19 protein-coding genes are annotated in these 26154 nt (G+C 41.3%); all 19 read left to right on the forward strand.

The window, feature by feature from the left end:
* Positions 1 to 27: 27 nt before the first annotated feature.
* The 19 genes from BLS35_RS15185 (at position 28) to BLS35_RS15275 (ending at position 26135) form a co-directional block, all read left to right on the forward strand.
* Positions 28 to 1587, forward strand: a complete 1560-nt coding sequence (locus tag BLS35_RS15185) for a glycoside hydrolase family 32 protein (protein WP_090782504.1) — start codon at positions 28 to 30, stop codon at positions 1585 to 1587.
* Positions 1588 to 1616: 29 nt separating this feature from the next.
* Entirely contained in the window at positions 1617 to 3143 is a 1527-nt protein-coding gene (locus BLS35_RS15190) for a glycoside hydrolase family 32 protein (protein WP_254778899.1), read from the forward strand.
* 145 nt (positions 3144 to 3288) lie between these two features.
* On the forward strand, positions 3289 to 4719 hold the full coding sequence (locus tag BLS35_RS15195; RefSeq protein ID WP_090782508.1) for a prealbumin-like fold domain-containing protein: 1431 nt from the start codon (positions 3289 to 3291) through the stop codon (positions 4717 to 4719).
* A gap of 71 nt (positions 4720 to 4790) precedes the next feature.
* Entirely contained in the window at positions 4791 to 5135 is a 345-nt protein-coding gene (locus tag BLS35_RS15200) for a hypothetical protein (RefSeq protein ID WP_090782510.1), read from the forward strand.
* Positions 5136 to 5368: 233 nt separating this feature from the next.
* A complete protein-coding gene (locus BLS35_RS15205) occupies positions 5369 to 5968 on the forward strand; it encodes an RNA polymerase sigma factor (RefSeq protein WP_254778901.1) in 600 nt (199 codons plus the stop codon).
* A gap of 95 nt (positions 5969 to 6063) precedes the next feature.
* Positions 6064 to 7245 (forward strand): FecR family protein, encoded by a 1182-nt coding sequence (locus BLS35_RS15210; RefSeq protein ID WP_090782512.1) that lies wholly within the window; start codon positions 6064 to 6066, stop codon positions 7243 to 7245.
* A gap of 9 nt (positions 7246 to 7254) precedes the next feature.
* Complete coding sequence (locus BLS35_RS15215; RefSeq protein WP_090782514.1) at positions 7255 to 7776, forward strand: protein-disulfide reductase DsbD domain-containing protein; 522 nt, start codon at positions 7255 to 7257, stop codon at positions 7774 to 7776.
* Between the two features lie 118 nt (positions 7777 to 7894).
* The gene (locus tag BLS35_RS15220) at positions 7895 to 11521 is read left to right on the forward strand and encodes a SusC/RagA family TonB-linked outer membrane protein (RefSeq protein WP_090782516.1); all 3627 of its coding nucleotides are present in this window, start codon (positions 7895 to 7897) and stop codon (positions 11519 to 11521) included.
* 21 nt (positions 11522 to 11542) lie between these two features.
* A complete protein-coding gene (locus BLS35_RS15225; protein ID WP_090782518.1) occupies positions 11543 to 13030 on the forward strand; it encodes a RagB/SusD family nutrient uptake outer membrane protein in 1488 nt (495 codons plus the stop codon).
* Between the two features lie 65 nt (positions 13031 to 13095).
* Positions 13096 to 14181, forward strand: coding sequence for a TlpA disulfide reductase family protein (locus BLS35_RS15230; RefSeq protein WP_090782520.1), 1086 nt, complete (start codon positions 13096 to 13098; stop codon positions 14179 to 14181).
* A 25-nt stretch (positions 14182 to 14206) separates the two neighbouring features.
* Complete coding sequence (locus BLS35_RS15235) at positions 14207 to 15505, forward strand: TlpA disulfide reductase family protein (RefSeq protein ID WP_090782522.1); 1299 nt, start codon at positions 14207 to 14209, stop codon at positions 15503 to 15505.
* Between the two features lie 26 nt (positions 15506 to 15531).
* On the forward strand, positions 15532 to 16935 hold the full coding sequence (locus tag BLS35_RS15240) for a TlpA disulfide reductase family protein (RefSeq protein WP_090782524.1): 1404 nt from the start codon (positions 15532 to 15534) through the stop codon (positions 16933 to 16935).
* A 10-nt stretch (positions 16936 to 16945) separates the two neighbouring features.
* Positions 16946 to 17395, forward strand: coding sequence for a protein-disulfide reductase DsbD domain-containing protein (locus BLS35_RS15245; protein WP_175459605.1), 450 nt, complete (start codon positions 16946 to 16948; stop codon positions 17393 to 17395).
* A 47-nt stretch (positions 17396 to 17442) separates the two neighbouring features.
* Entirely contained in the window at positions 17443 to 17985 is a 543-nt protein-coding gene (locus BLS35_RS15250) for a TlpA family protein disulfide reductase (RefSeq protein WP_090782528.1), read from the forward strand.
* A gap of 23 nt (positions 17986 to 18008) precedes the next feature.
* Positions 18009 to 18707, forward strand: coding sequence for a DUF4369 domain-containing protein (locus BLS35_RS15255; protein WP_090782529.1), 699 nt, complete (start codon positions 18009 to 18011; stop codon positions 18705 to 18707).
* Between the two features lie 29 nt (positions 18708 to 18736).
* A complete protein-coding gene (locus tag BLS35_RS15260; RefSeq protein WP_090782531.1) occupies positions 18737 to 20419 on the forward strand; it encodes a trypsin-like peptidase domain-containing protein in 1683 nt (560 codons plus the stop codon).
* A 158-nt stretch (positions 20420 to 20577) separates the two neighbouring features.
* Positions 20578 to 21177, forward strand: a complete 600-nt coding sequence (locus tag BLS35_RS15265; protein ID WP_090782533.1) for an RNA polymerase sigma-70 factor — start codon at positions 20578 to 20580, stop codon at positions 21175 to 21177.
* A gap of 64 nt (positions 21178 to 21241) precedes the next feature.
* A complete protein-coding gene (locus BLS35_RS15270; RefSeq protein ID WP_165973315.1) occupies positions 21242 to 22420 on the forward strand; it encodes a FecR family protein in 1179 nt (392 codons plus the stop codon).
* A gap of 313 nt (positions 22421 to 22733) precedes the next feature.
* A complete protein-coding gene (locus BLS35_RS15275; RefSeq protein ID WP_165973314.1) occupies positions 22734 to 26135 on the forward strand; it encodes a TonB-dependent receptor in 3402 nt (1133 codons plus the stop codon).
* Positions 26136 to 26154 lie beyond the last annotated feature (19 nt).

The raw sequence follows: 26154 nt of genomic DNA on the forward strand, positions 1-26154 counted from the left end.
CCTTTAACGACATCAAAGATTTGAAATATGATTTTTAGAAAAATTATTTTAACAGGCACGCTTGCGGTAGCATTGCTGGCTTGTAGTAAAGAAAAAGGAATTGGACAGGCAGAACCTTTTAAAGAAGAAGCATTTCATATATTCCCTAAGCCGGTTATTAGTCCGGCTGCTTCAAATGGCCAGCAAACAGGTTGGGTGGGAGATGTAATGCCTTATTTTATCAATGGGCAGTTTGAAATCTTTTTTCTGCATGATGCGCCCGATCAGGTTAAACAAAGCAGCGCGGGACAGCATCCCATTCATAAATTCAGTTCTAAAAACCTGCTGGATTTTAGTTACGATGGTGAGGTGATCTCCTATGGAAATAAAAATACGCAGGATCATCTGATTGGAACCGGATCCATGGTTAAAGCCGGTGACCTGAACTATTTTTACTATACCGGCCACAACAATAATAGCAGTTGGTTGCAGAACAATAATCCCGGATGGGCGGATGTTAATTCCCGTGAAGCGATATTGTACGCAACCAGTAAGGATATGGGCAGCTGGACAAAAAAGAATGGTTTTGCGTTGAAAGCACCTGATGGATACTCCCGGAACGATTTCAGGGATCCTTATGTTTTTTACAATTCCGAATTTTCGCAATATTGGATGCTGGTGAGTACGCAAAGTGCAGGCAAAGGCGTTATCCTGGTGTATACCAGCTCAGATCCGGCAACGGACCAATGGACTTTAAAAGGGCCTTTGAATGTCGAGGGCGATTACCTGATGCTGGAATGTGCCGATATCTTTAAATTGGAGGATAAGTATTATATGTTGTTTGCTGAGGATTGGAGCAATACCCCAGGAACGCATTACCGTGTAGCCAATTCAACGGCGGGCCCATGGTTAAAGTCTGCAGATGGCAATGATATGTTTGATGGGTACCAGTTTTATGCAGGCCGTTCGGCATCAAATGGTACACAACGATTTGCCTTTGGCTGGGCACATCGTAGGAATCCTGAAAATGATGGCGGCAGTAAAACCTGGGGTGGGAATCTGATCAGTCATCAGATTTTTAAGTCTGGTGCAGACAAATTAGGTGTTAAAAGTCCGGATGCAGTCGGTGCTTATTTTACCAAATCAACTGATCCGATAGTCAGCAATACATCCGGTACAGTAAGTCAGGCTGCAGGTGTATATGTACTGACCGGCAGTTCAGCTAAAGCGCAATATACATTTGGCAGCATCAATGGTACAACCCAGATTAAAGGTAGCCTGAGTTTAGTCAATCTGACGGGTACCGCAGGTTTTGGTTTCAATACTCAGAAAGATAGCAACAGCAGCTACTTCATTAAATTTGAACCCGCAGCCAAACGAATTGCGGCCTACAATAATGGCGTTGAAATTACCCGTGTTCCTTTCAATTGGGAAGCAGGGAAGCAATATGCTTTTAATTTGGTAATTGATGGTTCTGTGGCTGTGCTTTACCTGAATGATCAGGTGGCTTTGAGTAACAGGGTCTATAGCATGCAGTCAAAACCCTGGAGCTTATTTGCCGAAAATAATACCATAACCATCAGTAGTTTAAAAGTCGTAACCCATTAATTTATATTTACTTGTAATACAATCATAATATGATGAAACTAACTAGAATATTTTATACGGTAGGTGTATTGATCTGTTCAACTCTGTTCCAGGCCAATCTATCGAAAGCTCAGCATAATGTGGTAGAAATTTACCGCCCCCAATTTCACTTTTCGCCCAAAAAGGGCTGGATGAACGATCCCAATGGTATGGTCTATTTCAATGGTCAATACCACCTATTTTATCAGCATAGTCCAAACACGACCATATGGGGGCCTATGCATTGGGGGCATGCCATTAGCAAAGACCTGATGCACTGGGAGGAGCAAGCCATTGCACTGTATCCGGATAGCCTGGGAACCATATTTTCAGGAAGCGCCGTGGTGGACCGCGACAATACTGCTGGTTTTGGTAAAAATGCCCTGGTAGCGATATTTACCCATCATAACCACAAAATAGAAGAAGCTAAAACAGGTCTGCACCAATATCAGAGTCTGGCTTACAGTTTAGATGAGGGGAAAACCTGGACTAAGTATAAAGGTAATCCGGTATTGCCGAATCCGGGTATCTGGGATTTCAGGGATCCGAAAGTGATGTGGCACGAGGCCACGAAACAATGGGTCATGACTTTGGCTACCAAACAATCCATCACCTTTTATGGATCTAAAGATTTAAAGTCCTGGAATCGTTTGAGCGAATTTGGCGAAGGCGTTGGTGCACATGGTGGTGTTTGGGAATGCCCAGATCTGTTTAAGCTAAGCGTAAATGGAATCACCAAATGGGTTTTGCTGGTGAGCATCAATCCGGGTTCACCGAGTGGTGGATCTGGGACGCAGTATTTTATCGGGCAGTTTGACGGTCAATCTTTTGTCGCCGATCATACCGATACGCGCTGGGTAGATTATGGAGCTGATGATTATGCGGGAATTACCTGGTCAAACACTGGCGACCGGAAGATTTTTCTAGGCTGGATGAACAATTGGAACTATGCCAATCTGGTGCCTACACAAACCTGGCGGGGTGCCATGACCATTCCAAGAGAATTGACACTTAAGCCGGTCGGGAAAGCGTTTTATCTGAGTTCAGCGCCCGTAAAGGAATTTGCTGCGATTACAAGCAAAGCTGGTGTATTGGGCAATGTAAAAGTAAAGGGCAAGTATAATTTAGCAGGTAAAATTGCGGCCTTTAAAGGAAAGTACAAACTGGATTTAACGACCACCAGCGATGCCGATTTTGCCTTGCAGTTCGGTAATGCTAAAGGTGATGAATTGATCGTTGGTTATGATCAGGCCAGTCGTTCGTTTTATGTTGACCGTACCAAATCCGGACTGGTTAATTTTGAAAAAAGCTTTCCACGTAGGACAATCGCGCCACGCATTTCAAAAAATGGAAACATTGCTTTAACCGTGATTTTAGATGTTGCTTCAGTTGAGGTATTTGCAGATGGTGGTTTAAGTGTTTTAACCGATACTTTTTTCAGTAATGGGGTTTTAGACCAACTTCAAATTCAGACCTCTGGGGCGGTAACATTCCAAAAAATACAAATTGCTAATATCCAATCTACTATACGCCGATGAGTATTTGGGATCGAGCCTCGTCAAAATACTGACTTCAATTACAAGTAAACTGGTACAGGATTCCAAAAAACTTGCTAGAGAAATAGAAGGGGGGTAACATTTTTATTGGAATGTTGATATACTATTAAACTAAGCAACATTCAACATGAAAAAGTTATTCACACTCTTCTTTTCCACTATCTGTTTTTGCGCTACCGCACAAACACCTGGTCAGCCGATTAAAGGTGTAATAGTAAAAGGTGGTAAAAATCCAGGCGGGAATACACAATTGTCTGTAAGTGGAGGAATAAATAACCCGGGCAGTTCAATCAAAACAAAAACAAACCTTGTTAAAGGCTATACTTTAGGTGCAAATGTATATGTACCCTTGTTTGCCAAAGAAGGAAATGGAAATTTGGCTGGCCATACAGAGCACTTCTTTACTATTGGTCTTAATGCCGGGGGCGAGTACTTTGCTAGTGCTGGAGATTATAAGCTGGCTGCGCTTCCGTCTTACAATATTTCGGGACAGTCTGTTGGACCTGATATAAGGGTAAACAATGATGGAAATAAACAAAATGGCTTTAAAGCTGAGGCTGGTGTACAGGCTAATTTTTCGTTTGGGAAGGTTACCTTGTCACCTGTTTTAAACGCAGCTTATATGAGTTTAAAGCAAAATGCGATTAGTGTAGTGCAAGATGGTACGGTGAACGGTGTAAGCTATAGTAAAGAAATCTATGCGCAACAAGCTGCTAAAACTACAGGGATTGCTTTTATTCCTAAACTGCGTATCGCTTTCTTTCCGGGAAAAATTGGTCTTTATGTAGAAGGTAATTACACCAGTGGCCCGGAAATTATAAGTCAGACTGAGTTATTTAAGCCTCAGGGCAAAGCCAACGATATGGGGTTTTATAGCCAGGATCAAATGGCTATGGGTAGCAGTAAGGCTATCAGTCAAAGTGTTAAGTATAATGCTTTTGGTTTAAATTTTGGTATCAGTGTTCCACTGGGAAAAAGTGTGAGCAACAGGCGTTTAAAAGGTAAAGTGATCAAAACAGGTGATAACGGTGTAAATCTGGTGAATCCTTTATTCCAGCAGGATGGTAATGCTTCAGAAAATCCAATGCAAAATTCATCCGCTTTTGCAAAACCGGGTAATCCTATTGGTGGTATCATCGTAAAAGGGGGTAAAAATCCTGGTCCGCGGGATATGATTGCCGTTACCAACGAAAATGGGGAAGTAACGCTCACCCTGACAGCAATAGGAGAATATACATTGCAATTAACCACGCCCGAGACCCCTGGAAAAAGCATCAGTGAGAAAGGCCTAAGCGGTACGCCATCTGAGAACCATAAAAGAAAGGGAAGGACTTACACTGGAGGACGTAAAAATGAAATTTCAGACGAAAATAGGATGGCCCGTCCTGGTCAGCCGATTAAAGGTGTAATCGTAAAAGGCGGAAAAAATCCTGGGGGAAATTCAATAAATTTGATCACAAATGAAAATGGTGAATTGACTTTTACTGTGCAGGAACCAGGTGAATATAAATTACAGATAGCTACTCTTCAGGCCACAGGAAAAAGCATCAGTGAGTAGCGTAAATAATGAAAAATAAATAATGGCGAAGCATGTACAACATGAGGGGTTTTTAGAAAAATACCCAGTTTTTGGAATTTATTCCAGCTTTGGTGGGGGGCGCTACGAAAGACAATGAAGTCCATGTTTCAGATGTTGAATTTCAGCCGATTGCAGCTGAAGATGTTGCTTCATTTGTTACTGAACTGGCACTTTCTTCGCCGGCTAATGGTATTGTGGAGATCGCCGGACCTGAGCGTCATTCACTGAGTGAATTTTTTGCGGTATATCTAAGGGAAAAGGATGGCAGTAAGCAGGTGATCACCAATAAAAAGAGTGAATACTTTGGTGGACCTGTTCCGCATGATGGTCTGGTACCTCAGGGTGAAGCAAAGCTAGGGGGTACTGATTTGAAGCAATGGCTATCTGCACAGTAAATCAGCAATAAATTTTTTTGAGCTCAGATCGAAAGCGGGCGCCACGGAAAAAGGGAATTTCAGAAATGAGATTCCCTCTTTTTTACATGAATATTGCTGATGTTTAGTTTCTTGTTTTTTTCTGATTTAGCTGATTTTTGGAGTTGATCCTTATAAATCATTATATTCTTGAGATAAACGAATTTCAACATCCAGATTTTTTAATGATATTGCCTGCGGGAATAAAACCGCCAATGGCATTTAAGCAGGAACAAACAGAACAGTATTGGATGGAAGCATTTCAGAATGGCGACGAGAAAGCGCTTGCCCATTTCTTTAAGCTTCATAGCAAGTCTCTTGCTTATTTTACCAACCGGATGGTGAGTGATCAGGCGGAGGCTGATGATATTGTGTCTGCATGTTTTCTTAAACTCTGGCAGAAGCATGAAAACTTCAAAACCGCGGAGAATATCAAAGCTTTTCTCTATATCAGTTGCCGCAATGCCTGTCTGGATTACCTGGCTAGCCTTAAAGTCAGAACAGTTGCTCAGGAAAAGTACATCACTCATTTTGAAACGGGCGAAGATACCATTCTATATGATGTAATACAGACGGAGGTGTTAGACCTGGTCAATAAAGAGATTGAAGAACTGCCGGATAAAATGAAGGTAATTTTTAAAATGCTCTACATTGATGGGAAAAGCACATCTGAAATTGCTGAGGAGCTTGGTCTTTCTATACAGACCGTTCGCAACCAGAAAACAAAAGCTATAGCTGTTATTAAAAACTCGTTGCTAAAAAAAGGGGTTTCCAGTGTACTCCAGCTCGCCTTTTTATTATTTATCGACAAATAGAAAAAAAACTAAATTTTATATGGTTGTTTTAAGCAATCATCCCGTTTCTATATTATCAAACATTAAAAAGTGTTTGATTGAATAAAATAGCCTATATGTTAGAACAGGAGTTTCATATTTCTAAACTGATCACTGCTGAGCTTGAAGGAGCGCTCGACCCGGAGCGGGGTAGGGAACTTCAAGCCTGGAAAGATGCTTCTCCGGATCATCTTGATTTTTATAACCGTTTGGTTGCTCAGGACAATTTTCTGCAGGAATTTAAAAATTTTAACGAGACTGACACCAGTAACATATGGCAGCTGACGGCAGCAGGATTAGCAAGCGGTATGGCTCAGGAAAGCAGAAAAGCTTCTGGCAAAAGTATCAAACTTTGGCCACGCATCGCCGGAGTAGCTGCGGCAGTTGCTGTGCTGGCTATTTGCGTTTATTTCTTTGTTGCTCCTGATCGTTCTAAAAATCAGATTGAATATGCAAAGGACCATGTGGATATTCAACCAGGAAGAAAAGGTGCGACAATAACGCTTGGGAATGGCAAAGTCATCAGGTTGAGTGAGCTTCAAAGTGGTGTGTCGGTAGGAGCGGATCGTCTGGCTTATGCAGATGGAACTTCAGTCGACAAAGGCGCAGACGTGGAACTCAAAAATCAAACATTAACGGCGTCCACCGCAAATGGGCAGACGTACACGTTTACTTTGTCTGACGGTACGAAGGTTTGGCTGAATGCCGGTTCTAAGATTTCCTTCGCCCAGCAGTTCATTAATACAACCCGTGACGTACTAGTTGAGGGAGAGGCTTACTTTGAAGTGGCTAAGGACAAACATCACCCCTTCATCGTTCGCACCAAAGGTCAGCAGATAGAAGTATTGGGTACACATTTTAATGTGAACAGTTACCACGATGAACCGGGTACAGCTACAACTTTGCTGGAAGGTTCAGTAAAGATTAGCGCCGGAAATGTACAAAAAATCATCAAACCAGGCGAACAGGCGATAAACCGTTCCGGTATGATTGCGGTCCGGGAGATTGATGTTGAAAATTATGTGGACTGGAAAAATGGGGACTTCAACCTCAACCATATCGAATTTAAAACCGCGATGCGGAAAATTGCCAGGTGGTATGATATGGAAATCATTTATGACGCGTCTGTACCAGACAATATGGAATCTGGAGGATGGATATCAAGGGATAAGCCTTTGTCAACCGTCTTGAAGTCGATTGAATCATCCGGATTGGTAAAATTCAAGGTAACGGGTAAGAAAATTTATGTAATGCAATAATTGAAAGATATGAAGCGAATTATTTTATTGATCATACTGGTTCAGACTACGGTTGCCTCTTTTGCGCAGAACAATCATCCAGTTTCCTGGAAGTTAAGCAGCGAACTAATTGCACCTTTAACTTATCAGATCAAACTGCATGCTGTTGTTAAGGCGCCTTATCACATTTACCCTCAGGGGGCAGCAGGTGGTATGGGAATGCCTACTGAATTTTTATTTGTTCAGGATGACAACGTGGAATTTGTTGGGGAGATGACAGAAAAAGGAGAAGAGCAAAAAGAGGGGGAAAGTTTAGCCTATTACGCAAAAGGGGTGACATTTACACAGACCCTAAAACTCAAATCTGAAAGGAAGACCACCGTAGCCTTTACCGTAAAATACATGGCATGTACCAATCAGATGTGCCTGCCACCAATAGCAAAGGACTTTACATTGGACCTGGCTGATAAGACCAAAACTATCAATGAAATCGATACAATTAAACCGAATAATTCACCTAAACCAACCGATATGCAGAAAACCTTACCTTAAAGAAAAATAACCAGTCCCAACGCTTTGGAACTGGTATAGCCTGGAATCAACTAAATGTCAACTACAGCAACCTGTTCCGTCGAAAGTAAAGGATTGCTGGATCAACCAAACTAAACAAATGTATAAAAATTATAACAGATACCGGGGGACAGGTCCGTCTTCCTTGTTTAAACTCATGCTGATTATGCGATTAACCACCGTAATATTAATAGCATCCATCTTGCAGGTCAGTGCCTCGACATTCGGCCAGCAGATCACGATTAACCGTAAAAATGCTTCGTTAGAATCCCTTTTAAAAGAAATCAGGACGCAAAGTAGTTATGATTTTTTTTATGATGGAAAAATCATACCAAAAAATAAGCTGGTTGATGTAAGTGTAACGAACGCTGACATTCATGAAGTGCTGAAAAAGGTCCTTGCCGGATCATCGCTGAGCTACACGATTGAAGGTAAGATTGTCACGATTAAAAAACAAAGCGAACCTACGCTGATGGATAAGATCAAATCTGCATTTGAACGGATAGATGTCAGGGGAAAGGTCATTGATGAGCGTGGAAAGCCGCTTCCTGGCGCTTCAGTGTTTGTCGACGATTCCAATAACAGGACAACCACCAATGAAAGGGGTGAGTTTTATCTTCAAAACGTGAATGACAATGCTAAAATACTAATTGCTTACGTTGGATATCAGCCGATAGAGCGTGCGGCCCGCAGGGACCTTGGTATCATACAAATGCAGATTTCAACTGACAAGCTGGAGGAGGTAGAGATAACTTTCAATACAGGATACCAGCAGATCTCCAGGGAACGTGCTGCCGGATCTTTTGCAAAACCAGATTTGAAAGTAATGATGAACAGAACGAGTACCCCAAACGTTCTTCAACGGCTTGAGGGATTAGTTCCAGGGTTGGTATTCAATCCGCAGGCATTTAATACCACAAGCCCTGAACGACTAGAGGGCGGTAGAGCAGGTTTATTGGTTCGCGGGCAAAGCTCTATTCCTATCCTTACCCCGTGTACTGATCCTCTTACCTCAACTGCACCTTTAATTGTCATTGATGGGATCGAATTTAACGGGGATATTTCTCAGTTGAATATGCAGGATATAGAGGATATTACTGTTCTTAAAGATGCTACCTCTGCCTCCATCTGGGGGGCTAAAGCTGCGAACGGTGTTATCGTAATTATCAGCAAAAAGGGCAAAGCCAGCGATAAATTGAAGATTGATTATGATGGATATTACGCGTTCCAGGGGCGCCCGGACCTTGATTATGTGCCGAGATTAAATTCTCAACAGTTTATTGCACTCAACAGGGAATTGTTTCCACAATATTTAGCATATAATGATAATTATAATGCGATAACGCAAAACTATGGTACCCTGCCGCATCTGCAAATTCAATATGATCGTGCGAGAAATAAGATTAGCCAGGTTCAAGCAGACTTTAAGTTAGATAGTTTATCGAATCTTTCTAATACAAAACAGATAGCTGATCTTTTTGTTAGGGATGCAGCTACCTTAAACCAAACAGTTTCTATTTCGGGCGGCGGAAAGGCTCATACCTTTTACGGCTCATTAAATCATATAGGTACCCAAAATAATACACCAGGGACAGAGAACAATCAATATAAAATCAACCTGAATAACAATTTTGTGTTGGGTAAGAGGTTAACAGTTTCAGTGAACGCGGATCTGACTAATGTCGTAAGAAGAGAACAAAACACCTATGACGCGGATCGTGACATCGTTCCTTATCAAATGTTTAAAGATACTAATGGCAATCCCTTAAACATCAATTATTTAGGTGGTATACCTGCTCCGAACGGTACATTAGTGCTTTCTGATTCGCTTAGAACTATTTACCAGGAAAAAAGCAGGATTGATTTAACCTATAATCCTGTTCTGGAAAGAGAACGCGCATACAGTACGTCTAATGAGTTGTATGCCAGGTTAGTGGGCGGAGTTAAATTAAATATATTAAAAGGTCTTGATTTTCAGGGTACTTACGGTTACAATCTCGGTAATATGAGTTCCAGACAAATTCGGGATCAGAACCACTATGGAATGAGAACTCAGGTAATGCAATTTACAAGAGCGGCAAATCCAACGGTTATTCCTGTGTATAATATTCCTGCTATTGGCGGCAGGCTAAACGTAAATTCAAGTTCATCAAAGGAATGGACACTACGAAATCAGTTAATCTATAGCCTCGACTGGAATAAGCACCAATTATCCGTAATGGCTGGCCAGCAGGCAACAAGTAGCACACCGGTAACCACTAGCGGTACGTATTATGGATGGGATGATCAACTTCAAACTTCCAGACCAGTAGACTTGGCCAGATTGGCTGCGGGAATTTCTGGGGCAGTGTCGGGTTTAGCTATACTTTCCGGCAATAACGTTGGTGGTTCTGAAGGCCGTATCGCCAGAACTACTTCTTATTATGCTAACCTGGGTTATACGTTTGATAGGAAATACACCTTAAATGCTACATGGAGGATCGATGAAAGTAATTTATTTGGACGGGATAAATCCGCACAAAATAGACCTGTATACAGCATCGGAGGTAAATGGGCACTTGGCGGTGAAGAATTTATGCAACAGCTAAATTGGTTAAGCAGATTAGATGTTCGTTTAACCTATGGCATCACCGGTAATGCACCATTTGCTGGAACTGCAGCTTCATATGATATTTTGGCGGCAGAAAATAATCCTAACTACGTTACCGGAGCAGGATTTATATTGCAATCCCCTGCAAACACCAAGCTATCATGGGAAAGTACACGGGTATACAACGGAGGTATAGATTTTGAAATACTTAGCGGTAGACTAAGTGGATCCATCGACGGCTATATTAGAAAAACTGAAGATTTAATAGGTGCACTCTCTACTTCACCATTTACTGGTTACGATAATGTTGTTGGTAATTATGGAAATTTAGATAATAAAGGGATTGATATTGGCTTAACGTCTACTAATATCGTCGCCAGAAATTTTACCTGGAGCAGTGGTTTCACATTTAGCTACAACAAAAACAAACTGACCTTGCTACGGGAAAATCCACCTACTACAGGCGATGGATTAGTTGGGGTTGACAGACTCGTAGGATATCCATTGTATACCAGTTTTGTATATAATTACGGAGGTTTAAATTCGGTTGGAGACCCACAAGTAAGGCGCGCAGATGGAAGTGTTTCTGCAGAGCTCAATGTTGCTATGCCAGAAGATATTCTGTATAAGGGAACTACACAGCTTGTCTGGTCTGGCGGATTACAGAATAGCTTTCAGTACAAATCTTTCGGATTAAGCGCCAGTATTATTTACAATGGGGGTCATGTAATGAGAAGTAACCTTAATCCAACCACCAATGAACAAATTATCGGACAGAATAGTCTGCAATTAGGGTTTCTAGATCGTTGGAAAACGACAGGTGACGAAAATGTAACTGACATTCCGAGATATGTTCCTTCAGGAGAACTTGCTGGAGCCCGTGATTTGAGTTATTATATCAACTCTCAACGATTTATGATGAATGGTGCTTACGCTAAGTTAAGGGATATTACACTCTCGTATAGTCTTCCAGCGCTTGTGGTAAGCAAAATAAATGCACAGTCCATTTCTTTTAGATTTCAAGTAAATAATCTGTTGTTATGGACCGCAAACGATCAGGGTATGGATCCTGAATTTATAGGATCTACCCGTAATGCACAAGGAACAGTTAGTCTGGGTGCCCATATTACCTTTTAATTATTAATAAAACTGACGGATATGAAAATATTTAAAAAATATATTTTAGGATCAGTACTCTTGGTAGCACTGTTGTCACATATTTCCTGTAAAAAGGAATTTTTGGAAGTCGTACCTAAAGGCCAGACAATTGCGATTACTACTGCAGACTATGAAAAAATATTGAATGCCAATTATCTTGCAACCTCTTTTAACGCAAGTGTGTATAGAGGGGATGAAATGTCAGCATTACAGCCTTATTTTAACGCGATGAACAGCTTGATTCAGAGAAGAATGCAGCGCCTGTTTCGGTATGAAGACCGTGTTTATGATACAGACCAATTACCGGATGAGATTACGGATGAAAGAAGTTATATGCGTAAGCTTTACCTTTTTAATAAGGTAATCAATGAAGTAATGGAATCCGAGGGAGGAACACAAGTGGAAAAACTCGCACTATTAGCTGAAGCAAAAGCGGGCAGGGCAATCTGTAATTTTATGTTTCTATCTGATTTTACTAAGCCTTATAATGCGGCTACTGCTGGTACGGATTTAGGGATACCAAATCTTACTATAGCAGATGTAACACAAAGGGATTTTAAACGTGAAACTTTACAACAGGGTTATGATTTGGTGATTAAGGATTTAACGGATGCCTTGCCTGATCTGGGAATTATTACACATCGTCGCAAAATCTCTAAACTGGTAGCTGAATTTTATCTAGCAAGGGTATATATGAGTATGAATAACTATCCGGCAGCGAAATCCCACATAGACGCGGCCTTTCTGGAACGTCCCAAGGCCGTTATACCAGTGGAGTTATACGATTATTCAGTTGTGCTTGATCCCGATAACCAGGATGCTCCGGGGTCGTGGTTTCCTGATGGGGGCTTTGGCCTCGATAATGAGCCCCTTGCTGCCGACAATACTGAAGTTATTTACAATATTACCGCGGGCTGGTTCCAGTTCCAGGCTGTGGATGTATTTGTTTTCAGTCCTGAAACGGCCAAGTTATATGATCCTACGGACAGAAGGTTGAGTTTATATACACCTTTCGAAATTTTTTCAAGTACAATTCACCCTAATGGAATGAGACGGAGAACATCGGGTTTTTTTACAGGAATTGATGTAGGACCGTCATTGCCAGATATGTATTTGATGCGCGCTGAATGTAAAGCCCGTGCTAATGATTTATCAGGAGCGGTAGCAGATGTACAGCTCTTGCGTGAAAAAAGAATTTCGGGTGCAGCAGCGCAGGTTCCGTCGAACATTGCTTCTAATCAACAGGCTTTGGTTCGTTTTATTTTAGATGAGCGCATTCGTGAATTTGCTATCACAGGTCTACGTTGGTTAGATATGCGTCGCCTTTCTCAAGATCCAATTTATAAAGATCATGTGGATTATACACACGAAATATATGATTCGGAAGGAAAGGAAGTATCTACCTACCAATTGAAACCAGAAAGGTTTGCCTTGAAATTTGGTGAACGTATGCTTAACGAGAGCAATGGCTTAGAAGAGAATCCATAAATAAAAATAATCCACAATAAGCGAATTGCTGCTCCGGCCGCAATTCGCTTAAATAGCTGATAGTTATGAATAAATTAATTGCAATAGCAGTTGCTGTGGTACTTCCTACGTTAGTAAATGCGCAAGCGAAGTACAGCATCACCGGGAGAATTCCGAAAACAAATACAGCGACAGCTGCTGTAATGTCCTATCCACCGGATGATAAAGGTGGGGAATATAAAGCCGATACTGCAAAGATCGTTAATGGGAAATTTGAGTTTAAAGGAACAATAAGGAGACCTCAGATGGCTGAATTGAATCTGATTGTTCCCCGTCCGGCAGCTGAGACGGGCCGCAGAAATCAATCAAACGAGAACCAGGGAATGAAAAATGTGGCCTTGTTTTATTTAGATGGAAAGATTGACATCACATTTGATACCGCAGGCATCGCTGCTTACGCTGGTGGCGGTAAAGAGCAGAAGGCATGGGAATTTTATAGCAATGAGGCTGCAAACCGGAGTAAAGCACAAAAAGAACCTGCTGCGGGAATGGAGTTTTTCGAAGTATTGGTCTCGGATATGGTAAAACGCTATCCGGATAGTTATGTGAGCGTTGATTTGATGGATCTGTTTACGCAGAGCTCCATACAACCAAAATTGGTTGAACCGATGTACAATGCATTGAGCAAAAGAATGCAGCAGTCAGAAAAAGTTTTAGCCTGGAAACCAAAATTAGATCAGGCAAAGCTTGCCGTTTCCGGTAATGTAACTGCTCCTGATTTTACATTGAATGACACCGAAGGGAAGCCCATATCGCTGGCCTCTTACAGAGGCGGATATGTACTGGTAGATTTCTGGGCAAGCTGGTGCGTGCCTTGCCGTGCGGAAAACCCGAATGTACTGGCCGCCTACGAAAAGTTTAAGGATAAAAATTTCAAGATTCTTGGAATCTCCTTAGATGAAAAAAAAGACCTCTGGCTGAAAGCAATTGCTGAGGATAAACTTCCATGGAAGCAGGTCTGTGACTTTAAAGCGTCCAGGAGCGAAGTCACAAAAGCTTACAACATTTCATCGATCCCAGCCAACGTACTGGTTGATCCCAATGGAAAGATTGTTGGTAAAGACTTGAGAGGGAAAGACCTTCATGATCGACTTGCTGAATTGATTAAATAAAAGAAGAAAATCAAACTATATACGCATGAAAAAACTGATTTTACTGCTGTTGATTTCCAGTTCTGCCTGGGCGCAGAAAGCGGCGCCGGGAAAATTCAACTTCAATGATTTTAACCTCATTGTTAAAGTTGAAGATAAAGAAAAGTATTTTAATGACATGCTTGAGGAAAAGCCTGAGGATCAATTAAAAACTGGTCAATACGACCAGTTTCGCGTTCCCCTGGCCGTCGCGTGGCTGGCGAAAGGCAATCTGGAACGATACAAGTATTACACTAAGAACGAACCCAAGTTCAGCTTTCCAAACCTCCTTGATCTAACCTATGCACTGGAATATCTTGTAGAGGATAATAAGCATCTGAAGATCGTTGAACAGGTTTCAGGGGAAGCTTTGGATATGCTGGCAAAAGGTAAAGCTGAGGATATAGAAAATGATCGGATGCAGGTACTGCTTGAGGTCAACGCTATGGCCAATGCCAAGTTAGGAAACATTGCTGTCGCGAAGAAAAATATAGCGCAGTCTTCAAAGGTCAAAGGGATGAGAGAAGGTAAATATTTCAAAGACTCAAAATCAAACTACCTGAACCGGTACGGAATTGTTTTGGCTGCTGCTGGTGAATACCAGAAGGCACTTGATACACTTACAAAAGCGGTGAGAGATGCGGATTCCAATCCCAGACTAATCGCTACGCTTAGAGCGGTTTATAAAGAAGTTCATGGAAGTGATAAAGATGCTGACAAATTTATCGCAGGCCTGCAGGAAGAAGCTTATAAAAAATACTACAAGGAAGTAGAAAAATCTTTTATTTCCGATGTTTCTGCACCGATTAGTGGAGAAGTTGACGGACCGGCAGGTAAGTTAAAAGTCCTGAATGGTGAGCAACGTGCTAAGAACGTTTCACTGCCCGATTTAAATGGCAAAATGGTAAACTTCGCTGATTATAATGGAAAGATCCTGGTCGTTGATTTTTGGTCAACTGGCTGCACGCCTTGCGTTGCGGCATTCGCCGGATTTGAGAAAGTGGTAACAGAATATAAAAATGAACCTTTCCAGCTTTTTGTAATTAACCTGTTCGAAGCGCAAAAAACGGTTAAAAGTTTCATTGCTAAAAAGGGGATTACCCTGGATGTGTTAAGTGATGAGCCAAATAAAGCTTACGATATTCAGGCAACGCCAACTAAAATTGTATTTGACCCGATGGGCAATATAAGATTTTATGCTATTGGTTACGCCGGTTCTACCGATAGGGAATACTATAAATTAAAAGCTATGGTGGAAATTATCAAAGACCGCGCATCAGGCAAGGCATTTACAAAATCAAAATAGTAAAAGACACATTTAAGTTTAAACAAATGAAACATATATTTCTAACGATCTTCATGCTGAGCACGCTAAGCATGATGGCACAAGAGCCAGAAGGAAACCCCAAACTGGAAGCGTTACGTAACGAAAAGAATCAAACTGTACTTCAACAGAAGATTAAAGGAATGGAGAATGGCAGTGCGGAGGATCTGGATTTACTTATTCAGTATTATAGTAAGGATGCTACTAAAAAAGATGCGGCGACCAAAAGTTTACTTAAAAAGTTTCCTGAGAGTAATCAGGCGAGAATGCAAAGAATGGTTTCATTTCTGAAACTGAAAGGAACTGAAAATATGGAAGCGCATCTCCAGTCGATGATTAAAGCTTATCCCAAAGTAAATTTGGACATGGAAAAAAGTATGCTTTCCAGCCTGTATGCTGAAGAACCGAATTCTGCTAAAGTGCTTCAATATGTGAACGCTATGGAGGATCCTGTATTCAGGTTGAGAGCGCTGGTAATGGCTATCGAATTGATGGCAGCGATTGATAATACACCAGCTTTGGAACTTGCCACCAAAGAGTTAGCGAATGCAAAAAAAATGAAAGGTCAGACCGCTTTAAGTAAGTCTTTGAAAGCAGATCCTAAAGCCGCCTATAACGACTTTATCAATATTTACGGCAAGATGCTTTTCAAAGCGGGCAAGAATGACGAGGCCTATAAATACACTACTGAAGCTTTCAACAGCATTCAAAACCGAGATGCTGAGCTGATCGAAAACTATGCCTTTTTGTCCAGCCTGAATGGTAAATATGAGGAAGCATTACCTGTTCTAGCCAACGCGGTAAAAGAAGGGAAGCATGAGCATAAATATATTGAACAGGTGAGAAAAGGATATGCAAAATTAAATCCGGGTAAGGATGTTGATACCTACATCGTCAGCTTGCAAAATGCGTTTGTGGAGAAGATCAAAACGCGAGTCTCAAAATTGATAGTTAACGAAGCTGCACCAGATTTCTCAGTAACGGATGTGAATGGAAAAAAAGTCTCTCTGGCAGATTTTAAAGGTAAAACGATTGTACTGGATTTTTGGGCTACCTGGTGTGGTCCTTGTGTGGCTTCATTCCCCGCGATGCAAATGGCAGCAAACCGATATGCGAAAGATCCGAATGTAAAATTTCTTTTTATTCACACCTGGGACAATGTGCCTGACCCCTTGACCGATGCTAAAAACTTTTTAAGCAAGCGCGACTATAAATTTGATTTATACATGGATCTGGTAAATCAGTCGACCAAAAGAAGTCCGGCTGCGGACTCATTTAAAGTAAAGGGAATTCCCGCAAAATTTATTATCGATGGGCATGGCAGAATTCGCTTTAACATCGAGGGGTTTGAAGGAAAAGCTGAAGCTGCTGCGGAAGAACTTTCTCAAATGATAGAACTGGCAAGAAGCTAATTAGATGGTGATGAAACGGATTTTAATATTTCTTGCCATTATTTTGCTGTCAGCCATGAGCGGCTACAGTCAGATCCTTAAACCGATTACCTGGAGTTATGCAGCGAAAAAAACAAGTGCCACAGAAGCGACCATATACATGAAAGCAAGTCTGGAAAAGGGCTGGCACCTCTATTCTCAAAAGGTAGGGGAAGGTGGTCCCGTGGCCACATCTTTTTTCTTTCCGGCATCGAAGCGCTATGATCTGCTGGGCAGAACCATAGAGCCACAACCGATAAAGAAGTTTGAACCTGTATTCATGATGGAAGTCAGTTACTTCGAATCTACTGCCGTTTTTCAACAGAAGCTGAAACTAAAAGGTAAACAGGCCACCGTAAAAGGATCAGTCAGATTCATGGTTTGTAATGACAAACAATGTCTTCCCCCTTCAGAAGTATTCTTCAGTATACCTGTTAAATGAGCTTCAATTTTTGAGCATTAATTCAATAACACTAAATATTTAAGCGAATGAATATAAAAGTAATGGTAACCCTGGCCGCGATGCTGGCAACAGGATACGCATATGGACAAACCAAACAAAAGCCGACTGCAAAAAAACGACCCGCCACAGCTAAAGTTCCACAGGACAATGGAAAATTGGTAGCTGGTATGAAAGCTCCTGTCCTGAAAGTAGAGGAATGGCTTTCTGAGGTGCCCGACATGAAAGGTAAATTCGTTGCTCTTGATTTTTGGGGTCCTTCCTGTAAGCCTTGTATCGCAGGTTTCCCACACATTAACGAGCTGCATCATAAGTACAAAGATCAGGTTGTTTTTATTGCGGCAACTACAGATGAGGACCCAGGGGAAGTCTATTCCTTCGAAGCAGGTGCTCCTGTGGAGTTCTACAGCATGATGCAAAAAGCGAAAGCCTGGAATGAAGACTACAAGGTTGTAGGTATTCCGCACATGGTCTTGGTTGATCCGGCCGGAATTGTTCGCTACAGCGGAAATGGCTTTGAACTGAGTGAGGCCATGCTTCAGGGCATCATCAAAAAATACGGAAGCAAATAAGATTCAATTTAATTTCAAAAACAATGAAATACTTTTTTTTAGCATTCACTATGTCGGTAGCCCTGGCTGGTCATGCTCAGAACTTAAAATTTGAAGGCGAGCTATCTGGATTAACGGCAGATACTAAGGTGATCCTGTCAGATATGATGAAAAAAAAATTCCACGATACAGCTACAGTGCAGAGCAATGCCTTTTCGTTTGACTGCAAATTGCCTGGTGCAGGCTTGTACGTATTGAGGGTAGGTTTGATCGGGAAAAAGCCTGAAAATCGGATCCTGTATCTGGATGCAGGGAATGTAACCCTGAAAGGAGAACGTGGTAAGCTGAAAAATGCTGCGCTATCCGGCGATGAACCCTATATGAAGGATTGGCTTAAGTTTGATGATATTCAGCGGAACGATCCCATTTTGGCTCGTCAAAAACGTGAGAATGACACGGTGATCATGCTGGCGATGAAAACTGGTTCTTATGATGGATTATTTAGTGATACCGCGTTTGTTAAACGCTCAGGTGCCACATATCCCTTAGTAAGTGCTAAAAAGATCGAGCTGGCGAAAACCTGGCTTGCGGAAAACCCTAATTCTGATATCAATGCTTATGTCATTTATAAGTTCCTGCGCATGGAGTTATCAGATGAGGAAATGAAACGTGCAATGGAGAAACTCAGTCCGGCCTCCCGTAATTCATTAATTGGCAAAAAGCTGATCAGCGGCGGCCGGTAACACTTGCAGAAATAGAAGACATAAATCAGATGAAAAAAATATTAGTTGTATTATGCTTTAAACTGGGTATACTCAGTCTGTTTTGTCTTTTCTGTACCAGTGGTTATAGTCAAAGTAATCCTGAAGTTAAACATATAGAAACGCTGATTGCCAATTGTGTGGAAAAAGCGATGGCAACCAGCGTCTATATGATCGAATATGATACCCTTAAAAATGCGGTTCAGGATGGTATAGCGGAAGAAAGTGGTTTTACCGGGGTGCTGGTATCTGAAGCCGGACATATCTTAACGGCTTCTCATGCTGCTATGCCCAACCAGGTTTACCAGATTAGATTTCCAGACGGGAGCAGGCACATTGCGGTGGGGCTGGGGCGCATCGGTATCCAGGATAAGGGCATGGATTTCGATATGGCAATGGTAAAAATCATTAAACCGGGAAAATGGCCATTCGCATTGATGGCACCAGCAAAGGAGCTTAGGATAAACCAACCCGTAATCAGCATTTCTTATCCCGGGGCATTTTTCAAGCAAATGCCCAATGTACGATATGGGAGAATATCAGACATAGACTTAAGCGACGGCTTTATAGAATCTTCAGCTAAGATGGAGCCAGGTGATTCTGGTGGACCTTTATTTGATGAGCTTGGCCGTGTGGTGGGTGTACATAGCTGGATCAAGGAGAAAGAAGAACAGAATTATGATGTTCCGGCTGATCATTTTCTAAAGTACTGGACAGCGCTAAATACCCCGAAAGATTATAAGGAGTTTCCTGCAGTGGATGATTTGCCGGCTCCAGCGTCTTCCATATCTATGGAAACTGTCCCAGCGCTGGAAGAGGTTGCCGGAATTTCAGCTGAACATCACAAGAGTGTGGTAGCACTGACCAGTGCACTGGGAACACAGCAGTTATATATTCTGGGTACTGTGATTGATTTTAGTGGTGCAAACTATATCATCAGTAAAAGTTCCATGGTTGGAAACAATCCGATAGTTAAAATGGGCAATAGTATCGTTCCTGTTCAAATTTTGAAGAGAGACCAGGACAAGGACCTGGTTTTGTTAAAAGCAGCTGAAAAATTGGACGGTGGCATCAGGCTAAAATCTGACACTACAAATCCAGAGCTCAAGGAAACGAACCTCGGTAAGATACTGATTTCTGCATTAGCGAAAGAGTCAATTAAAGTTGGGGTTTTGAGTGCTACTTATGTCGATATGCCTTTGAACACGAGTAGGGGATATCTGGGTGCAGGAGCTGCTTATGAGGATGGTAAAATAACACTAGTCAGAATTGGCAAGAATAGCTCCGTGGCCTCGTTGCTGAAGACAAAAGATCAGGTGATTAAAATTAACGGAGTTCTAGTGAATACAGCTGCAGATTACGACAATGAATTTGCTAAGTATATGGCGGGTGATTCGATTTCTCTGGATGTGATCAGGGAGGGTGGCCCAATGCAGTTTAACATATGCCTGGAAGGACAACCGACTGTTCGACATGTATCTTTCGAATTCCCTGGTGGACGGAGTGCCCGATCTGATGGCTTCAAAAATGTTCTGATACATGATGCTGCAATCAAGGCAGACGAATGCGGAAGTCCGGTTTTTGACAGTGCAGGTAAGTTTTATGGAATTAACATTGCCAGACGGAGCCGCACTTCAAGTATCGTTATGCCCGTAGAGGCTCTTGTAGCATTCATAAAGAACAACACTAACTAATACGAAAATAAAAAAAATAATACTAACGATTTTGAGTGGAGAGAAGCCTTTGAGAAATCAAAGGCTTTTTACATTTAAATCCCATCCAAGCAAACTAGGCGAAATCAGAATTATTTCATAATATTGGAAGCAGAAGATTTACGGCGTAAAATTTTTAGATGAAGCTGAAAAATGATGAACAGGATTGGATTGACGCATTTAAAAGAGGCGATGATCAGGCTTTATCATATTTTTTTAACCTGCACCATAAATCGCTCCGATATTTTGCTAGCCGCCTGATTCAGGACGAAGAAGAAGCAGAAGATATCGTTTCTGCCTGTTTCGTGAAGCTGTGGAATGGGGACCATTCCCAGGTAACTTCTCTTCAAAATATAAAGGCATTCCTCTATATCAGTTGTCGCAACGCCTGTTTGGACTACCTGAAAAAGATAAAAACCAAAACCGCTGCACAGGAACTCTATTACAAACAATCAGAACAAAGTGAAGAAAGTGTTTTGAGTAAGATCATTGAATCTGAAGTGGTAGAAATGCTGGCCGGAGAAATTGAATTGCTACCTGATAAATGCAGGGAAGTATTTAAACTCATCTACTTTGAACATAAAAAACCAGATGAAATTGCAGCTGAGCTTGGTATTTCCCCTAAAACAGTAAGCGCGCACAAAACAAAAGCAATTGAATTGTTAAAAGCTTCTATACTTAAAAAAGGGCTTAGCAATGCATTATTTACAGCATTTCTGTTGTTTTTGGACCTTCACTAATACATTTCTAAAAAATATTTTCATTCGGACTAAGAAAAGGGCATACCTATATCGTATCTATAGTATGCTTGAAAAAGAATTCCATATCTCAAATCTGATCAGGGGACATTTTAATGGCTCCTTAACCGTAGCTCAGGAAAAGGAACTGCAGGATTGGTTGTCGGCTTCAACGGAAAATGTTGAACTGTTTGCTGAACTGAATAATGAAAATATAGTTAAGGGAAAAATCAGTCAATACAATCGTGTAAATACGACTACAATGTGGCAGAAAACGCTGGCGGGTCTGCAAATGGATACTGTGGTACCTAAACAAGCTGAAATTATTCGCTGGCCACGGTTCCTCATAGCAGCTTCGGTAGCGGTAATTATTGGGCTTGGAATATATTTTTATACTTCTTCCTCTCATCTTGGAGATGAAAGAGAACTCTCGAAGTATGCACAAGACATCAAACCGGGCAAAAATACAGCAACTTTAAAACTGAGTAGCGGTAAGGTGATACAGCTTAGTGAGGCTAAGGAAGGGGTGGTAATTGGAGCCGATTTGAGATACAACGACAATACAGCTGTTATTTCGGATAAAGATAATAGCACCAAAGGCGAGTCTGTTATTAGTACCCCTCGTGGTGGTACTTACCAGGTCACCCTATATGATGGCACCAAAGTTTGGTTAAATTCTGCATCAAGCTTAACTTATACACCTGCCCTAAATGATCGCGGCGAACGCAAGGTCAAGTTAGATGGAGAAGGTTATTTTGAAGTCGCCAAAGATAAAAACCATCCTTTTATTGTAGAAAGCAAAGGCCAGCAGGTGAAGGTTCTGGGTACGCATTTTAACATTAACAGTTACCTGGATGAAGATAATGTGAAAACAACTTTGCTGGAAGGTTCGGTAAGCGTAGCAATTCTTGGTGAGGACAACGGTGTAACATTACGTCCCAACCAGCAAGCAAGCCTTAACAAGCGCTCTGGTTTTCAAGTAAAAGAAGTCAATGCGGAAAATGTAATCGCCTGGAAAAATGGCCTGTTTATGTTTAATGATGAGCCTTTGGCAGAAGTCATGCAAAAGATCAGCAGATGGTACGGTGTAGAGGTTCATATTACTGATCCGGAACTGTCGAAACAAACTGTTTATGGAACCATTAGTCGGTATAGCAATATATCTAAAGTGTTAGATATGCTTGAAAAGACAGGAGAAATGGAGTTTGACATCACAGGCAATGTAATTCATGTAAAACGAAAATAAAGGTACGGGAACTAACCAACCCAAAAATATCGCCGTATTGTTCAATTTAATCAACTTAACTAAAAAAGAAAAAATGAAGAGCCGGAAAAGACAGACTTAAGTTAACGACCAGGTTAAAGGATAAAAGAAAAGGAGTGCTTGCAACACTCCCTTCCAATGTCTTTTGAAACCTTCCCAAGATTCTGATTTGCATCAGGATGGGAGAACGATTGAAGCAACAATTATTCACGATTAACAAGACAAGTAAATGTATAAAATTTATACCAAAATTTTATGTGGCATACCCTGCTGCGTATTAAAACTGCTATTCGTTATGAAATTAGCTATGATATTATTGGTTGTTACCATGCTTCAGGTAAGCGCAGCCTCTTACGGGCAACGGATCACCTTTGAGCAAAAGAATGTAACGCTGGATAAAGTATTTAATGAAATTAGGAAACAGACGGGCTATAGCGTTCTTTTTTCGACGGTAGAGCTCAAAGGCTCTATGAAAGTGAATGTCGATTTCAAGAATGTTCCACTTGAAGAAGTATTAGATAAACTCATACTCAAAAGAGATTTAACCTATACCATCGAAGAGAAGGTAATCATTGTAAAAAAGAAAGAGAAATCTTTGCTTGATAAAGTTGTGGAGCTGATCCAGGCGATCAAGATTACTGGAAGGGTAACAGATACTGAAGGCAAGCCTTTAGCGAAGGTGAGTGTGATGGTCAAAGGAGCAAGTGGCGGATTTGGGCGGGGGCTTCAAACTGATGCCGATGGGAAATACACCATTAATGCCAATCCAGGCGACATCCTTACATTTTCTTTTGTAGGCTTTAAGAAAAAGGAGCTAAAAGTCGGAAGAACTGGATCATTGGATGTAGTTATGGAAGAAGAAACTGCCCTTCTCGATCAACTGGTGGTATTGGGTTATGGGACTATAGAAAAAAGAAGTCTTACTGGTGCCGTAGGCAGTTACAGCCCTAATGCTATAGGTGCATTGCCCAATAGTATCGACAATGCCCTGGTAGGCCGGATTGCTGGTGTGCAAGTGATGCCTTCAGGTGTACCGGGCTCAGCCCCAGCAATCACCATTAGAGGGATTACCAGTATCAATGGTAAAGGCAATTCGCCCTTGATTGTGATTGATGGAGTGCCCATTTATGGATTAGACAAGGACAACAATACCACCAATTATAGTGGACGTACTTATGGTAGGTCTGTTAGTGGCATTGTAACCGGTGCACTTTCACAAAATGACCGCGAAACTTTTGAGCATAACCCGCTAGAGTTGATTAACCCTGATGATGTGGAATCTATTGAAGTTTTAAAAGATGCTTACGCTACTGCCATTTACGGTTCGCGCGGAGCTTCGGGTGTAATTTTAATTACGACCAAAAAAGGTAAGTTAAATACACCTAAGGTTGATGTGCAACTTTCCACTAGTTTTAATCACCCTTTTGGGGAGCACAAATTGATGGATGGCGATCAGTATGCCGATTTTTATACGGCTTATTACGCAGCTCGTGCCTTGAACGGGGTGTTTCCTAAAGGGGTAAATACAGATTGGAGAAAGGAAATAGAGCGGACAGGGCATTCAAATAATGCATCCTTTAATGCTTCAAATGGTACGGAAAAAGGTAACTATTTCATCAGTGGATCCTATACGAAAGATCAGCCCTTTATTGTAGGTAACGATTATGACCGTTTTCAGGGGCGGATCAACCTGAACCAACATTTAAGCAAAGTAATCAATGTTGGAACCAATATGAGTTTGTCCAGTACGCAAAATAGCGCTTTAAATTCCAATTTGTTATATGGTGATGCGGCCATTGCAGCGCCTAATAAGCCTATTTATGATCAATTTGGTAATTATATATGGGGCAACTGGAACAATCCGCTTGTTAACAATAATGGCCGTGATCTTAACCCGGTAGGTTATGCTGCTACTACAATCAATAAACTCAATAGTAATGGGGTAGTGGGTAACTTATTTGCTGAACTTACGGTATTTTCTTGGGCCAAATTAAAGTCAGAATTGGGGGTGGATTGGGAAACCTCAAGGGCTTATAGTCGTTTTACCAATAAACCCAGAACATTGGGGGGGCTGGCCTCTGAAACCAATTCCTGGAGGCGTAAGTGGGTAATCAATAATACCTTTAATTTCAATAAACAGCTAGGTGATCATACCCTGAATGGGGTAGTTGGACAAAGCTTCGAATCTTCAGTAGAAAACTCGACTAATAATTTTGCTAGTAATTTTCCTAATAATCAGGTATTGAGTTTAAATTCGGCAGGGACCCGTACATTTGGCTCCGCACTTGAACAGCAGTGGGCACTGGTGTCTTATTTCGGCAGGCTAAATTATCTTTATAAAAACAAGTACTTTTTAGGGGCAACCTATCGTCTGGATGGTTCTTCAAAGTTTAGCTCAAATCAGCGCTATGTTGGTTTTCCATCGTTTTCGGCGGGATGGGATCTTAGCAGAGAAAATTTCATGAAGCAATTTACTTTTATAGACCAGTTTAAGCTGCGGGGGAGTTTAGGTCTTTCCGGTTCTGACGGAGGTACAGGCTATTATGGTAATCAGGGGATTTATGCTAACTACACGGGGAACGCAAACTATGGCAATGAAGTAGCCATTGTTCCGACAACACCCAACAATTCTGATTTAAAATGGGAAATACGAACCAAATACAATATAGGTGCCGATATTTCATTGTTCAAATCGGCATTAAATATTACGTTCGATTATTATCAGGAAAAAACGAAAAATGCTATCCTTACCTTTCCTGTACCCACTTATTTAGGTTTTTCCAATCAGAAACAAAATATTGGAGAGCTATCTAACAAAGGAGTAGAGTTAAGTATTGGTTCAACCAATATTGATAAGAACGGATTCAGGTGGAGTAGTAATTTTAATATTGCTCACAATGTAAATAAGGTTGAGAAGTTATATATAAAGAACGGACTTACTGATCCTATTGCACTGGCGGTTAGCCTTGAAAGGTCTACCGGGCGTTTCCTGATAGAAGGAGAACCGGCTACGAGTTTTTACTTATACGAATGGGCAGGTGTAAATCCTGACAATGGAAATCCACTATGGGTGGATAAGGATGGCAATAAGACGGAAACCAATATACAGTTGGCCGCAAATGCGAATAGCAATCGGAAGATGATGGGGGATGCTATGCCTAAGTTTTTTGGAGGTATGGATAATACTTTTAGTTATAAAGGACTTGAGTTCAATGCATTTTTCTCTTATGCCTATGGCAATAAAATGATGAATGGGGCTAAAGCTTATTTGTACGCTTATACCAGCAATGAAGCAAATAACCTTTCGCCAGATCTGTTAAATTATTGGAAAACACCAGGGCAACAAACAGATATCCCAGCGTTATTAAATAAATCAAATTCTAGCGGAACTACCCCCTCAGGAACCGACTTTACACTGGGCAGAAATACTTCCCGTTTTCTGGAAGATGCTTCCTATATCAAATTAAGAACAGTTTCACTGGCTTATAAGTTTAGTCCTGCAATGCTGAAAAAACTGCGTATTCTTTCCTCTCTTAGGGTATATGTACAGGCTGATAATGTGCTTGTGATTACTAAGTATTCAGGAATTGATCCCGAAGTAAGTGCCTTTGGTTCATCTGCATTACAAATAGGAAGTGATGAGTTTACCATGCCGGCGCCGCGAACTTTTCGCATTGGTGTTAAGATGGGTTTTTAACGATAAATTAAATAAGAAG

This window comes from Pedobacter sp. ok626 (genome assembly GCF_900100435.1).
Taxonomy (GTDB): Bacteria; Bacteroidota; Bacteroidia; order Sphingobacteriales; family Sphingobacteriaceae; genus Pedobacter.

Excerpts from the sequence above, each read along its gene's own strand:
- BLS35_RS15185 (WP_090782504.1), top strand. The coding sequence starts at position 28 with ATGATTTTTAGAAAAATTATTTTAACAGGCACGCTTGCGGTAGCATTG.
- BLS35_RS15190 (WP_254778899.1), top strand. The coding sequence starts at position 1,617 with ATGATGAAACTAACTAGAATATTTTATACGGTAGGTGTATTGATCTGT.
- BLS35_RS15195 (WP_090782508.1), top strand. The coding sequence starts at position 3,289 with ATGAAAAAGTTATTCACACTCTTCTTTTCCACTATCTGTTTTTGCGCT.
- BLS35_RS15205 (WP_254778901.1), top strand. The coding sequence starts at position 5,369 with ATGGCATTTAAGCAGGAACAAACAGAACAGTATTGGATGGAAGCATTT.
- BLS35_RS15210 (WP_090782512.1), top strand. The coding sequence starts at position 6,064 with ATGTTAGAACAGGAGTTTCATATTTCTAAACTGATCACTGCTGAGCTT.
- BLS35_RS15215 (WP_090782514.1), top strand. The coding sequence starts at position 7,255 with ATGAAGCGAATTATTTTATTGATCATACTGGTTCAGACTACGGTTGCC.
- BLS35_RS15220 (WP_090782516.1), top strand. The coding sequence starts at position 7,895 with ATGTATAAAAATTATAACAGATACCGGGGGACAGGTCCGTCTTCCTTG.
- BLS35_RS15225 (WP_090782518.1), top strand. The coding sequence starts at position 11,543 with ATGAAAATATTTAAAAAATATATTTTAGGATCAGTACTCTTGGTAGCA.
- BLS35_RS15230 (WP_090782520.1), top strand. The coding sequence starts at position 13,096 with ATGAATAAATTAATTGCAATAGCAGTTGCTGTGGTACTTCCTACGTTA.
- BLS35_RS15235 (WP_090782522.1), top strand. The coding sequence starts at position 14,207 with ATGAAAAAACTGATTTTACTGCTGTTGATTTCCAGTTCTGCCTGGGCG.
- BLS35_RS15240 (WP_090782524.1), top strand. The coding sequence starts at position 15,532 with ATGAAACATATATTTCTAACGATCTTCATGCTGAGCACGCTAAGCATG.
- BLS35_RS15245 (WP_175459605.1), top strand. The coding sequence starts at position 16,946 with ATGAAACGGATTTTAATATTTCTTGCCATTATTTTGCTGTCAGCCATG.
- BLS35_RS15250 (WP_090782528.1), top strand. The coding sequence starts at position 17,443 with ATGAATATAAAAGTAATGGTAACCCTGGCCGCGATGCTGGCAACAGGA.
- BLS35_RS15255 (WP_090782529.1), top strand. The coding sequence starts at position 18,009 with ATGAAATACTTTTTTTTAGCATTCACTATGTCGGTAGCCCTGGCTGGT.
- BLS35_RS15260 (WP_090782531.1), top strand. The coding sequence starts at position 18,737 with ATGAAAAAAATATTAGTTGTATTATGCTTTAAACTGGGTATACTCAGT.
- BLS35_RS15265 (WP_090782533.1), top strand. The coding sequence starts at position 20,578 with ATGAAGCTGAAAAATGATGAACAGGATTGGATTGACGCATTTAAAAGA.
- BLS35_RS15270 (WP_165973315.1), top strand. The coding sequence starts at position 21,242 with ATGCTTGAAAAAGAATTCCATATCTCAAATCTGATCAGGGGACATTTT.
- BLS35_RS15275 (WP_165973314.1), top strand. The coding sequence starts at position 22,734 with ATGAAATTAGCTATGATATTATTGGTTGTTACCATGCTTCAGGTAAGC.